This is a genomic window from Nitrospirota bacterium (assembly GCA_040754395.1).
Lineage (GTDB): Bacteria > Nitrospirota > Thermodesulfovibrionia > Thermodesulfovibrionales > SM23-35 > JBFMCL01.
The window spans coordinates 69,428-82,703 of sequence record JBFMCL010000015.1 but is presented as its reverse complement, the minus strand read 5'-3'; the positions used below and the strand labels follow the sequence as shown (position 1 = coordinate 82,703).

The 13,276-nt window shown below is 50.8% G+C and carries 14 protein-coding genes; 6 read left to right on the top strand and 8 right to left on the bottom strand.

Going from position 1 to position 13,276, the window contains the following annotated elements; genetic code table 11:
- Positions 1-243: 243 nt before the first annotated feature.
- The 3 genes from AB1552_09055 to AB1552_09045 all read left to right on the top strand — a co-directional run bounded on the left by AB1552_09055 (position 244) and on the right by AB1552_09045 (position 2,141).
- Positions 244-558, top strand: coding sequence for a hypothetical protein (locus AB1552_09055; protein MEW6053919.1), 315 nt, complete (start codon positions 244-246; stop codon positions 556-558).
- A 201-nt stretch (positions 559-759) separates the two neighbouring features.
- Positions 760-1,491 carry a sensor histidine kinase gene (locus AB1552_09050; protein MEW6053918.1) on the top strand — a complete coding sequence of 244 codons (732 nt, stop codon included), beginning with the start codon at positions 760-762 and terminating at the stop codon, positions 1,489-1,491.
- On the top strand, positions 1,491-2,141 hold the full coding sequence (locus AB1552_09045; protein MEW6053917.1) for a response regulator transcription factor: 651 nt from the start codon (positions 1,491-1,493) through the stop codon (positions 2,139-2,141). Before AB1552_09050 ends, AB1552_09045 begins: the two co-directional genes overlap by 1 nt.
- A 539-nt stretch (positions 2,142-2,680) precedes the next feature.
- On the opposite strand, the gene nadB is transcribed toward AB1552_09045, so the two are convergent.
- Together nadB and AB1552_09035 are read right to left on the bottom strand one after the other, a co-directional pair.
- Positions 2,681-4,246, bottom strand: a complete 1,566-nt coding sequence (nadB, locus tag AB1552_09040) for an L-aspartate oxidase (protein ID MEW6053916.1) — start codon at positions 4,244-4,246, stop codon at positions 2,681-2,683.
- A 96-nt stretch (positions 4,247-4,342) separates the two neighbouring features.
- Positions 4,343-5,062: a creatininase family protein gene (locus AB1552_09035; GenBank protein ID MEW6053915.1), complete on the bottom strand. Its 720-nt coding sequence runs from the start codon at positions 5,060-5,062 to the stop codon at positions 4,343-4,345.
- 207 nt (positions 5,063-5,269) lie between these two features.
- On the opposite strand from AB1552_09035, the gene AB1552_09030 reads away from it, so the two are divergent.
- Complete coding sequence (locus AB1552_09030; protein ID MEW6053914.1) at positions 5,270-6,391, top strand: DUF362 domain-containing protein; 1,122 nt, start codon at positions 5,270-5,272, stop codon at positions 6,389-6,391.
- 121 nt (positions 6,392-6,512) lie between these two features.
- On the opposite strand, the gene argJ is transcribed toward AB1552_09030, so the two are convergent.
- From argJ to rnhA, 6 genes are all read right to left on the bottom strand, one after another.
- The gene (gene argJ / locus AB1552_09025) at positions 6,513-7,688 is read right to left on the bottom strand and encodes a bifunctional glutamate N-acetyltransferase/amino-acid acetyltransferase ArgJ (GenBank protein MEW6053913.1); all 1,176 of its coding nucleotides are present in this window, start codon (positions 7,686-7,688) and stop codon (positions 6,513-6,515) included.
- A 15-nt stretch (positions 7,689-7,703) separates the two neighbouring features.
- Entirely contained in the window at positions 7,704-8,744 is a 1,041-nt protein-coding gene (gene argC, locus AB1552_09020) for an N-acetyl-gamma-glutamyl-phosphate reductase (GenBank protein ID MEW6053912.1), read from the bottom strand.
- Positions 8,745-8,833: 89 nt separating this feature from the next.
- Positions 8,834-9,226: a 30S ribosomal protein S9 gene (rpsI, locus tag AB1552_09015; protein ID MEW6053911.1), complete on the bottom strand. Its 393-nt coding sequence runs from the start codon at positions 9,224-9,226 to the stop codon at positions 8,834-8,836.
- 11 nt (positions 9,227-9,237) lie between these two features.
- Complete coding sequence (gene rplM, locus AB1552_09010; protein ID MEW6053910.1) at positions 9,238-9,666, bottom strand: 50S ribosomal protein L13; 429 nt, start codon at positions 9,664-9,666, stop codon at positions 9,238-9,240.
- 68 nt (positions 9,667-9,734) lie between these two features.
- Positions 9,735-10,298 (bottom strand): YqgE/AlgH family protein, encoded by a 564-nt coding sequence (locus AB1552_09005; protein ID MEW6053909.1) that lies wholly within the window; start codon positions 10,296-10,298, stop codon positions 9,735-9,737.
- Complete coding sequence (gene rnhA / locus AB1552_09000; GenBank protein ID MEW6053908.1) at positions 10,295-10,771, bottom strand: ribonuclease HI; 477 nt, start codon at positions 10,769-10,771, stop codon at positions 10,295-10,297. Before rnhA ends, AB1552_09005 begins: the two co-directional genes overlap by 4 nt.
- Positions 10,772-10,955: 184 nt before the next feature.
- On the opposite strand from rnhA, the gene AB1552_08995 reads away from it, so the two are divergent.
- Positions 10,956-11,807 (top strand): glycosyltransferase family A protein, encoded by an 852-nt coding sequence (locus tag AB1552_08995; protein ID MEW6053907.1) that lies wholly within the window; start codon positions 10,956-10,958, stop codon positions 11,805-11,807.
- Entirely contained in the window at positions 11,804-13,249 is a 1,446-nt protein-coding gene (wbaP, locus tag AB1552_08990; protein ID MEW6053906.1) for an undecaprenyl-phosphate galactose phosphotransferase WbaP, read from the top strand. Before AB1552_08995 ends, wbaP begins: the two co-directional genes overlap by 4 nt.
- Positions 13,250-13,276: the final 27 nt, after the last annotated feature.

Sequence of the window (13,276 nt, the reverse complement as noted above, 5' to 3'; positions counted from 1 at the left end):
TTCCCTTTTGGCGTTTGAACTCATAATGCAGTCCCTTTCTATGCATGTTTTTTCGGTAACATGCATTATGAGTCAACGATGTCTCCCTAGTCTTTACTTCGGTAACATTTTTTGTGATGCAATTCGTGGCTGCTTCCCGCACTCCACAACACCCCCGGAACCTGATATAATGGTGCTGACAACAGACGGTATGGCAACTAAAGATCATTTGCAGACATTCTCTGCTGTTTGGGTGTCATTGACATGACAATTGCAGAATGGCTGGACGAAAAAGAGGCGGAAGGGATTGATGTGTCGCAGATAGAATTGCCCGCTGACCTCACGTTCGACGAAGCACCGGAAGAGACTATTTTCTTTGAGGAGATGAATCCCTGCGGATTTCTCTGCCAGGGCAATCATCCGTTCTCAACCGTGGAACGTTTCGGACACTGGTACCTTGCCCGGGGTCAGGACAGGAAAGCGGGCATCCATGCAACAGGGATGGAGTGGAGATTACTGACAAAAGACAAAGACCTCGCGCTCAGAACAGCGAAATCCCGGATTGCACGCACCGAATAAGAGATCCCTTGACAGGGGAAGGGGAGATTACATGCTGCTTCCCGGAAGTTCTTCCCTGTGAACCCGACACGCTTTTGCCATGCATATTGCATGAACTTTTCTTCCGGTCACCTGCAAAACCCGCAACATTGTATTGAAATATTCTTGCCAAGATTGTAGATTACACAAATAACACGGTGTACTGAACGGCAATAGAGAAATATGACGACAAACAGCAGGGATTCCAGGCACACGAAAAAAACGCTCGACAGCGCCGAAAAACAGCTCAGGTATCTTTCCTCCCAGATTATTGCCGCACAGGAAATCGAAAGGAAACGAATCTCGCGTGAACTCCATGATGAACTGGGACAGGCGCTGTCACTGATAAAGTTTAAATTGCGCTTCATCAGGAACAATCTCCTTGAGAATCAGGCGGAGATAAAACATGAATGTGAAGAGACCCTTGAGTTCATTGATCAGGTAATTGAAAACGTCCGCAGGCTTTCCAGAGATCTGAGTCCCACCATTCTCGACGATCTTGGGCTCACAGCAGCCATCAGGTGGCTGATAAATAACCTGAAATCAAGCCACAGGGATATTCACATTTCCTCCACTATCACGAATATCGATCACTTTTTCCCCCACGATTCTCACATCAACATATACAGGATCATGCAGGAAGCCCTTACCAACATCAGTGAACATGCAAAGTCCGGCAACGTTTCAATACAAATTCTCAGGCACAACAAATATATTTCCTTCTCCATAGAGGATGACGGGAAAGGGTTTGATGTAAAGCAGGCATTGACGAAGATCACTATCGAGAGAGGGCTGGGACTGGCATCGATGGCAGAGCGCGTGCAGATGCTCGGCGGAGTTTTCAATCTCAGCAGTGAAAAGAACAAGGGGACCAGAATTCAATTCCGGATACCCGTCAAAAAGAAGAAATCATAATGCACTCATATAAGATTCTGATCGCGGATGACCATGCCCTCTTTCGTGAGGGGCTGAAGAGAATACTCGCAGAGGCGCACAGGCTGAAAGTGGTGGGAGAGGTCGCCGACGGGCTGGAACTCCTGAAAATACTGAACAGAATAACGCCTGATATGATCATGCTTGACATTTCAATGCCGAATATCCGTGGGATTGAGGCAATCAGGGAAATCAAGACTGTCCAACCGAATGCCAAAATACTGGTTCTGACCATGCACAGAGATATGGAATATCTTCACCAGGCGATTTCATCGGGAGCACACGGATATCTTCTGAAGGAAGATGCGGACAGGGAACTTTTCCTGGCTATTGAGAAAGTGCAGCAAGGAAAAATCTATGTATCGCCAAAACTCTCGGAGTATCTGACGGAAGACTGGGCAAGAATCCATCGGGGCGAGCATGAGCCGGCATTTGAGGCTGAACCGCTGACCACACGTGAGCGGGAAATTCTGAAGCTTGTAGCCGAAGGAAAGTCAAACAAGGAGGTAGCTTCCCTCCTGAATATCAGCATACGGACAGTTGAACATCACAGGGCAAATATTATGGACAAACTGAATCTGAAAAACATTGCCGAACTCATCAAGTATGCAATTCAGAAGGGGTATATCTAGCCGGCAAACGCCCTGCCGTTGTTCCCGTTTCCTCTCCGTAGTAGTACCTCATCATTTATAGGTAATTACACCTATCTGAAATTAGGCAATTCTGCGATTTTTTTCACTCGGCACCTCTGATATCCTATATACAAGGTCGTTGATAACCAATTGAAAGAAGGTGAAAAAAGTGACGATAGAAGAGACGGAAGAGCTTATCGATGAACTCAACCTTACTGAACATGATGCGGCACACTGCATCATTTACCGCGGTTGTGAGATTCCTATTGAAGATCAACGCCTCGTCGACTCAGCAATCAATAGTCAAAACTAGCCGAGACGACGTCTGATTGGGGAGGGCAGGCAAATCCTGCCCCTTTTTCCTGCAGTTATCTATTTCCAGATCCAGTGTTAAATACCTCAAACGTTTGGGAAACAGGTCTTTGCGCGTCCCGAAAGCATTCGGGACGCGGCAATCTCAGATGATACGACGAGATTGCTTCGCTACACTCGCAACGACTATGCGTATCGCTGGATTCGGGTATTTCATGAATGCTTCATCAAACCGCCCTGCGGTCTTTTGTTATGGCGATATGCTTCTGCCAGTTTTTGCCCTTCTTCGGATAATCCGAGCGGTAATGGGCACCGACGCTTGCTTTCCGCAACAATGCTGCGTCTGTAATCAGCCTGGAGACTTCATACATGTTCCTGAGTTCGAGTTCACGCCTCGTAATGAACGTGCTTTCCAGCAGGAACTCCCATTCTTCAAGCTTTTTTTTCGCCTCACCGAGCGATTCAGCACATCGTATTATCCCTACCCTTTCCCACATCAGTTTTCTCAGCGAATGTCGTATTTCTTCCATATTGCTGTTCACGGTTCTCCGGCCCGGCTTCTGGGATATTCCGGATTTTTCCCTGATGCCTTTTGGCAGCTTCAGCGCACTGCGGCTGCTCCCTGATCCGTAATCAGCCGCTGCCTTTCCTGCCCGCGCGCCGAAGACAAGCCCTTCGAGGAGACTGTTTGATGCAAGCCTGTTTGCGCCATGCACTCCTGTACATGTGACCTCTCCTGCAGCATACAGGCCCCGCAGGCTTGCTGCTCCCCAGGTATCTGTCCTGACCCCGCCCATAAAATAATGCGCAGCAGGGGATACCGGAATAAGTTCCCTGGTAATGTCCAGATCATACTGCAGGCAGGTCGCATATATCCTCGGGAATCTGTTTTTGACAAAGCCCCCGTCCAGATGAGTCATATCCAGATATACATTGCTGCTTTTCGTTCGTATCATCTGTGAAAGGATTGCCCTCGTTACCACGTCCCTTGGAGCAAGCTCCGCATCATGATGGTACTCCTTCATGAAGGTCTTCTTGTGCACATTCCGCAGGATAGCCCCCTCTCCCCTCATGGCTTCGCTTAACAGAAACTGCGGGGCTGAAGGAGCAAAAAGAGCGGTGGGATGGAACTGGACAAATTCCATGTCTTCAAGCACTGCGCCAGCCCGGAAAGCGATCGCCATACCGTCGCCAGTCGCTACCGCGGGGTTTGTCGTTCGTGAAAATACCTGCCCCGCGCCTCCGGTCGCCAGGACAGTAGTCCCTGCACGTAGCGCTATTCTCTCCTTGCCCGAGAGGACATACGCTCCGAGGCACACGCCTTCTTCAACAATAAGGTCTTCCGTGAAAGCAAACGGATATTTTCTGACCGATGGCAGCGTCCGTACCTTATTGAGGAGAACTCTCTCAAGCTCTTTCCCCGTAGCATCCCCGTGCGCATGAAGTATCCGTTTCCGTGAATGCGCCGCCTCGAGGGTAAAATCCAGCTTCATCCCCTCTTTATCAAACTCCGCGCCCCAGGAGATGAGTTCGAGTATCCTCTCCGGCCCTTCTCCGACCAGGATTTTCACTGCATCTTCCCTGCAGAGGCCGTCACCCGCCCTTAGCGTGTCCTCGTAATGGATACCGACCTCATCCTCATCGCTCAGGGCAACGGCTATCCCCCCCTGTGCGTATTCAGTGGTGCTTTCTGCAGGCCGGTCTTTTGTCACCACAAGCACACTGCCGCAGGGAGCAAGCTCTATTGCAGCCCTCAGGCCTGCGACACCGCTCCCGATAATAAGAAAATCCACGAATTCTTTTCGCATGTATCAGGAAGCATAAAGGAAGGGATAATCGGAAATCAAGCTGATGGCAAAAGCACCAAACGAAACCGGAGAACTGAACCCCTATTTCAGCCTTTCAATTTCCGAGAGAATGTCGAGTATCCTGTCAACAATAATTTTTACCGCCTTTTCCCCCTTCTCAGCGGATGCCTTTCGGGGATTGCCCCATACTCCTCCGGGCCAGTACTTCACTTTGTCCTTCACCGTAAAAGGTCTTGGTATCCGGGGGTATTCCTCGGGTGCCCTTCCCTTCACAAGGTCAGGAGACAGATAGAGCATGATCGAGGTTTCCAGCTCACCCGCATGTGCGTCATTCGGCGTTTCTGACAGCTCCGAAAGTTCCTTCCACACGATATCATAGGGAGACAGAACCGCGATGTTTATCCCCCTGAGTCTGTCTATCAGCTCTTCGGCGGTCTCTTTCAATGCTGCCATGTGAATGCTGCCCCCGTGTCCTGAAATCAGCAGGAAGTTCCTCAGTCCCTTTTTATAGGCTTCTGTGACAAGATCGCCGGAAAACCTCCTGAGCGTCTCCGGACTGATGCTCAGCGTCCCGGGATGGTCCTTTGTCGTGGTACATACCCCGTAATACATCACCGGCGCAAGAAAGAACTTTCTCTTTCCTGCCGCCATTCTGAGCACCTGCTGAATGATAAATGCATCGGTGTGCAGGGGCAGATGGGTTCCGTGCTCCTCAATCGTGCCGAACGGAAACACTATGGTTTTGGTATTCCTGAGATACTTCGAGAATTCCTTCATCGTGATATTTTCCAGCAAATACATGGCCTCCTCCTTGTCACCTATCATTCATGACGGACGATATTCGCATTACTCCCCTTTTACGGCAACTCCGGACGGAGCAGGGGGAACACGCAGTCCGGACAGAATGTAGTGTATACCATCTGACAGGATTTCTCCCGCAAAAATTGAAAATCTGGAAAATTGATATAATGAACAATCACTATTAACGCTTTCCCGAGGGAGGTTGACATGTCACAAGTCTATTTTGCATCTGCACGGGCGCTGAAATGGAAATATGACGACAGCATGCCGGGAAAACTCGATCTGCTCCTGAAAAAAATCGGCCTGCCGGATTATTTCACGCCCGGTGAATGGGTTGCGGTGAAGACGCATTTCGGGTCTGAGGGTGCCCACAGGATCGTACGTCCGATCTTTCTCAGAAAGGTCGTTGACGCTCTGCTGCATTGCGGGGCAAAACCTTTCGTGACCGACACCGTGAGGATAAAGGGGCTTGATTACCTTGAAGTGGCAAACCAGAACGGGATCAACCACCTCTCGGTCGGAGCCCCTGTCGTGCTGGCGGACGGGCTGTACGGAAACGACAATATCATGGTGAAAGCAGGAGAAATTCTCGGGGAGATTGCGGTGGCAAGCGTGATACACGATGTTCCGGGCATGGTGGTCTGCTCGCATGTGAAAGGTCACATTCAGGCGGGCTACGGGGGCGCCATCAAGAATGTCGCGATGGGAGGTGTCAGTTCAAGGCACAGGGAATGCGGCTGGAAATGCGGCAGGGGCGCCATGCATACCATAGGCGAAGGCATGCTTGACTGGAATGCGGAGATATGCGAGTTCTGCAATCAGTGCATGGAAATCTGTCCCCTTAATGTGATCACATTTGAGGAGGACAAACTCAAATGGAACAGCGACGAATGCTGGCGGTGCGGCAGGTGCGAAAGGGTCTGCCAGTCAGCAGGCCTTTCCCTCCCCGGAGACCCGGAGAGGTTCATGCGCTCCCTTGCAGAGGCTGCGAAGGCGGTGTTGGGAACCTTCAAGCCGAAGAAAGTAGTCTACATCAACTTTCTCACCGAGATTCAGCCTGAATGCGATTGCATGCCCATGGCAGATGTTCCTGTCATACAGGACCTCGGGATACTGGTATCTGACGACATTGTCTCGATAGAACAGGCAAGCGTTGACCTGCTGCTGAAAGCCCCTCCGCTCCCGCAGTCCGCAGCAGATGAAAGGAAGATCGTCCCCGGCGACGACGTTCTCTACAAACTCAGCGCACGGCCCTACCAGCTGCAGATAGAGGAACTTGAGAGACTCGGACTGGGCGAAAGGAACTACGAACTTCATGCAATACCCTGAAAATTAAATACTGCTGTCCGTGGGAATTGGACAGCAGTATTAGGGGAGATAACGAGGCATCTGTATATAGAAATACCATTGCGGAAAAAGTTTTGTCAACAGAAAACTGAAGGAGAAGAAATCAGGTCCTGTATTCTGCGTTTACCCTGACATACTTCTCGGTCAGATCGCAGGTCAAAACCTTAGCGGAAGCTTTCCCGATACGGAGATTGATAATGATTTTTACGTGTTTTTGCCGCAGGATACCGCCTGCCTCCTTGTCCCTGCCGGTCATGATTCCTTTGCTGACCATTTTCACCCTGCCGAAATAGATATCCACATTTTCTTCTTTCATCCTGGCGCCGGAATATCCAAGGGCAGCCATGATGCGGCCCCAGTTCGCATCGTTTCCGTAAAGCGCCGTCTTGACAAGGTTTGAATTTGCCACTGCAAACGCCGCTTTCCCGGCATCGGATTCGCTCCCGGCGCCGACAACCTCTATCTCAACCAGTTTCGTCGCCCCTTCCCCATCCATCGCGATGAGTTTCGACAATTCGTATGTCACCCCTGAGAGCGCGTCCCGGAACACCGCAAAGTGTGGGGAGTTGCGCGATATCTCTTCGTTTCCAAGTATGCCGTTCGCCATGACGAGAACCGTATCATTGGTCGACATATCGCCGTCAATAGTAATCCTGTGAAACGACTTTCGCACGGCTTCTCCAAGCGCGCTATCAAGCGCATGACGGTCGATGGCAATATCCGTCATGACAAAACAGAGCATGGTTGCCATGTGCGGGGATATCATGCCTGCGCCCTTGCAGATTCCCGCTATCCTGCCGGTCTTCTTTCCGATTTTCACCTTCTTCAGAACGATCTTCGGGAAGGTGTCCGTTGTCATGATTGCGCCGGCAACATCCTCGAGAGAAGCTTTTCCGAGATTCTCCGCCAGAGTATCGATGCCCGGACGAATCCGTTCCATCGGCATGGGGGTACCTATAACGCCGGTGGAGCAGACAAAGATACGGGACGATTTCATCCTGAGCCTGCGGGCAACCAGGCTGGCCATTTCCCGGGCATCTTCCATCCCCATTCGTCCGGTGCAGGCATTTGCATTCCCGCTGTTGACGATTATCGCCTGCCCCCTCCCTTCCTTAATATTCTTCATATCAAGCTTCACGGGGGCAGCCTTTACGTTATTGGTGGTAAACCTGCCTGCAACCGTGGCCTCGGTCGTTGAATAAATGAGGGCAAGGTCTTTTCTTCCGGGTTTTTTTATTGCGGCTTCTGCGGCAGAAAAAAGGAATCCCTGCGGTATCATATCGCTGATCCCGCCCTAAGGAAGCAGCGCCGGGGCGTTAAGGGCTGTCTTTTCGTCAAGACCCAGCATGATGTTCATATTATGTACTGCCTGACCTGAAGCCCCTTTCACAAGGTTGTCAATCGCGGTAACGATAATCAGCGTGCCGGTCCGTTCATTCAGTTTCAGTCCCACTTCACAGAAGTTCGTCCCCCGGACATGCGTGATGTTCGGATACACCCCATACGGCAGAACCCTGACAAACGGCTCACGGAGAAAGGTTTTCCTGTAAATTTTTGCTATTTCCTCCGCATCGGCCTTTTTCGCAAGCGGGGCATAGATGGTCGAAAGTATTCCCCTGTCAACAGGCAAAAGATGCGGGGTGAAATTCACCGTCACCTCTCTTCCAGACAGTCCTGATACTTCCTGTTCGATTTCGGGTGTATGGCGGTGCGTACCGACCGCATATGCCCGGAACCCCTCATTCACCTCACAAAAGGACAGCGCAAGGTCTGCCTTCCGGCCTGCGCCGCTCGTACCTGACTTCGAGTCAATGACAATACCGGAGAGACCTATCAGTCTGTGTCTGAGAGCCGGCAGCATACCGAGCAGTGCTCCTGTAGGATAGCAGCCGGGGTTTGCGATCAGCCTTGCCTTTCTTATCCTGTTTCTGTAGATCTCCGGCAGGCCGTATACCGCTTTCTTGAGGGTTGCCGGAAATTTATGCGGCACACTGTACCATTGCGCATATGTCCCTGCGTCCCTGAGCCGGTAATCAGCCGACAGGTCTATCACTGTCTTTCCATGCCTGAAAAAGTAATCCACCGCCCTCTGTGATTCACCGTGCGGGAGGGCCATGAAAAAGATATCCGCCTTCTGAAGAACATCTTCAGGACGGAGAGGCTCATAGGTGAGAGAAGAATAGTGATGCAGGTGGGGGAAAAGCTCGGTGACGGTTTTTCCTGCGGATCGTTCGGATGTGGCTCCGGTTATCTCCACCCCGGGATGATTCGCAAGAATACGGAGCAGTTCAGCCCCGGTATATCCACTGCCGCCGCATATGAAAACTTTTGCCATTCGTCGATATTATACAGTTGAAGGTCTATAGCCGCCAGTTTGTAGCAGCATGTATGACTGAACGGAGACGATTGACCAAAGACCGGTTATTATCTCTTGGAGAACTGGAACCTCTTCCGGGCGCCTTTCTGCCCGTACTTCTTTCTCTCTTTCTCTCTCGGATCTCTCGTCAGGAACCCTTCTTTTTTCAGCCGGGCCCGCAGATCACTGTTCATTGCAATGATCGCCCGCGCGATTCCGTGCCTGAGTGCTCCCGCCTGTCCCGTGAGTCCGCCGCCGGTAACCGTCGCGTTGATATTGTATTTTCCGGTTATCCCTGCAAGCTCGATGGGCTGCCGGATGACCATCCGTAAAGTCTCCCTTGGGAAATAGTTGTCAGCAGGCTTCTTGTTAACGGTTATCTGCCCATTTCCCTGGGAAATGGTAACTCTCGCCACTGATGTCTTTCTCCTCCCGGTTGCGTTGTACTGAATCTCAGCCATGTAACTCTCCTTTAAACCGACAATATTTCTGGCTTCTGTGCCTCATGAGGATGTTCCGGTCCCCTGTAGACCTTCAGCTTCTTTATCATTGCCCTTCCGAGCCTTCCCTTCGGAATCATCCCCCACACGGCATCGGTAATGATCTTTTCCGGATACCGCGCCATCCGATCCCTGGCAGTCTCTGCCTTAAGGCCACCCGGATACCCTGAATGACTGTAATACACCTTGTCGTCGAGTTTCCTGCCTGTGAGCTTTACCTTGTCTGCATTAATGACAATAATAAAATCCCCTGTATCAACGTTGGCAGTATAGACAGGCTTGTTTTTACCGGTCAGATGCTGCGCGATCTTCACGGCAAGCCTTCCAAGGACGGCATCACTTGCATCAATGAGATACCACCTTTTTTCCACCTCGCCTTTTTTGGCAAAAAGAGTCCTCATCCTGTCACCTTCCTCAAAATTATATTTAAGATTAGTAAGATAATAGAATTCACCGCAAATTGTCAACTCTATGCACTTCCCTGCCTTGAGGAAACCCTCGTCAAATCGACGCCGATGAGATGCGCGGCAGCCTTCCATCGTTCACTTACCGGCATGTCAAAGATGATGCCGTTGTGGGAAGGCGCGATCAGCCAGCTGTCGGTCATCATCTCTGCTTCGAGTTGTCCCGGCGCCCATCCCGAAAACCCGAGGGTAAAAAGGAACTTTTGGGGCCACTTTCCCATAGCGATATCTGCTAGGATATCCCGTGACGTTGTCAGTGACAGGTCATCGCTGATCTTCAGAGAAGGGGAATACAGATCTGCATGAGAAGGATAGAGAATATACCCCTGTTCCGGTTTGACAGGACCGCCGTAGAATACCGGCAGGTCAGTGGTGCTTTCGGTTATCTCGAGACCAGCTTTCAGGGGGGCAAAACTGTGCAGCAGCAACCGGTTGACAACCAGACCGAACGCACCATCCTGATTATGGTCGCAGATGAGCACTACGGTGTGCTCGAAATTAGGATCCCTGAGGCTCGGGGCAGCAATGAGAAACATCCCCGAGAGGTTTCTGATATCAATCTTGTTCATGCAGTATCCCGCACCGTTCTTTTCCTGCATTGCCTGATTGCTTGCCTGGCCAGTTTATCGCATCGCTCGTTTTCTGTATGCGCATTATGTCCCTTTATCCATTCCCACTGGATCTCATGCACCCCTGCAAGTTCAACGAGCCTCTCCCAGAGATCCCTGTTGATCACCTGATGCTTCTGGCTGTTTTTCCAGCCGTTCCTTATCCAGGAAAAGACCCAGGCCGTCATTCCCTGAACAACATAATTCGAATCGCTGACCACCCTGACCCTGCAGGGTTTCTTCAGCGCCTCAAGAGCCCTGATCACCGCAGTCAGTTCCATGCGGTTGTTCGTGGTATGCGGATCGCATCCCGATATCTCCTTCTCCCGGTCCCCTGACCTCAGGATTATTCCGAAGCCTCCGATTCCGGGATTTCCGCTGCAGGCGCCGTCAGTAAAAATCTCCACAAACGGTTTTTTGCTCTCCTTTTCCATTGGGTCATTCCTATTGTACCCTATAAGGAACGGACTTTGAAGGAATTTTCTCCATGGAATCTTCTTTGGCATGACTGGCCGGTGCACACACGATAAGGATGCAGTCTGCCTGTCATATATTTTCCGGCAGTGAATGGCACATGCACATTAACTGTTTGACAATCATGTGATAAAATACATCCGCATGAGTATCTCCGTTATTATACCGACGCTTGAAGCAGGTGCTTCTCTCGGGCAGCTTCTGTCCGCGCTTCTTTCACAGGATATGCCGCCTTCAGAGATACTCGTTATTGATTCTTCTTCGACGGACAATACTGTCTCAATTGCGCAGAGATCCGGCGCACGGACAATCGTGATTCCAAGGCACGACTTCAACCATGGGCAGACACGAAACAGGGCTGCCATGGAAGCCCGCGGCGATATCCTCGTGTTCATGACGCAGGACGCCCTGCCGGAGAACAATAATCTTCTTGCAATGCTTACCAAACCCCTGCAAATGCCTGATATCGCCGCAACATACGGAAAGCATGTGCCCAGACCCGACGCCCCGCCCCCGGAGGTCTTCGCACGACATTTCAATTATCCGGAGAAAGGCATGGTGAAGGGATTGAGCGACACAAAGAGGCTCGGGATCAGGACGTTTCTGTTCAGCAATGTCTGCTCGTCGATCAAAAAGGAGCTGTTCCTGAAGGCCGGCATGTTTCCCGGCAGGGTCAGGGCAAATGAGGATATGCTGATCGCCGCGAAACTGATCGTGAACGGCTACAGGATCGCGTATGTCCCTGAGGCTGCGGTCATCCATTCACATAACTGTTCGCTTCTTCAGCAGTTTATCCGCTATTTCAATATCGGGTCGTCCCTGCGGCATAACAGGTGGATTCTCAGATATGCCCGCGCCGAAGGAGAAGGAATCCGGTTTGCAAGGCAGCAGTTGCAGTTTATCATTGACCGGAAAAAGTATGCATGGATACCATACATCATCATGGAATTTATCACCAAGTATGCAGGATTCAGGATGGGACTTATCGCAGGATGATGGAACTGGGGAAAATCATGAGAAGACTGGTCCAGATACTTTGCCTGCTCTTTTTCGATCTCGCAGCTTTTTACACCTCCCTGTTCATGGCGTGGCTGCTGAGGGCAGAGGTTATCGCCTCCCTGCCAACAGATTTGCCGGTATTCTTTTTCTCCTTTTCCCACTTTGCTTCATTGTGGTGGATGCCGGTGATATTTATTTTTTTCCTCCTGTATGAAAACCTCTATGACAGCAAAATCCCTTTCTGGGATGAGACACGGAATCTGGTCAAGGCTGTGTCCCTTGCAAGCCTTGCGCTGATGGCTATCGTGACGCTGGGAAAAATGAGCGACATCGTGTCACGTATTGTGCTGCTGGGGATGTGGGCCCTGTCTGTGTTCCTGTTCCCTGTTTTCCGCCTCTGGGGGAAGAAGCTCCTTTACGCGCTCGGCATATGGAGAGAGAGGATACTGATACTGGGGGCAGGCAATGCCGGAAGGCTGGTATCAAAAGGGCTTATGAGGGAAAAGCACATGGGATATGATGTGGTCGGCTTTCTTGACGATGATGAACGGAAAATAGGGCAGATGATACACGGCAGAAAGGTATTCGGCAGGGTGGATGAATTCACGCGGTTCTTACAGGAGCTGGATATCACGACCGCCGTAATCGCAATCCCGTCACTGACTCCCGAGCGCCTGTCTGCGCTTACCGCGCAGGTCCAGAACAGCACATCCAATACCATGGTCGTACCGGACCTCAAAGGCATCGCGCTGCTGAACACAGACCTTTTTCACCTCTTCATCGAGGAAATATTCCTGATGAATATCAAGAACAACCTCAAATCGCTTGCGAACAGGTTTGTCAAAAGACTTTTCGATGTCACCGTCAGCACGCTCATGATGCCCGTGCTCCTTCCCGTTATCGGCTTCATCGGGCTGATCATCAGGCTTGAGACCCCGGGGTTTGCAATCTTTTCCCACGACAGGATAGGAAAAAACGGCAAACCCTTCAGATGCTATAAATTCAGGACAATGCAGAAGGATGCCGAGATAACGCTGACCGAGATGCTCGAAAGCAATGAAGCCCTGCGCGAGGAATTCGAAAAGAGCTGGAAACTGAAAGAAGACCCCAGGATCACAAGAATAGGCCGTTTTCTAAGGAAAAGTTCTCTTGACGAGCTGCCCCAGATTTTCAATGTGCTGAAGGGAGAGATGAGTCTCGTCGGTCCGAGACCCTACCTCCCGAGGGAAAAATCCGACATCAAGGAGAATATCCGGATAATATGCAGTGCAAAACCCGGCATCACCGGTCTGTGGCAGGTATCAGGCAGAAGCAACACTAGCTGCCAGTACCGGGTAAAGCTCGATGCATGGTATGTCATGAACTGGTCGCTGTGGCTCGATATGGTAATACTGTTCAAAACCGTCAGGGCAGTCCTGAAAGCCGAAGGGGCATATTGACAGGTGATGTGATATAATGAATACATA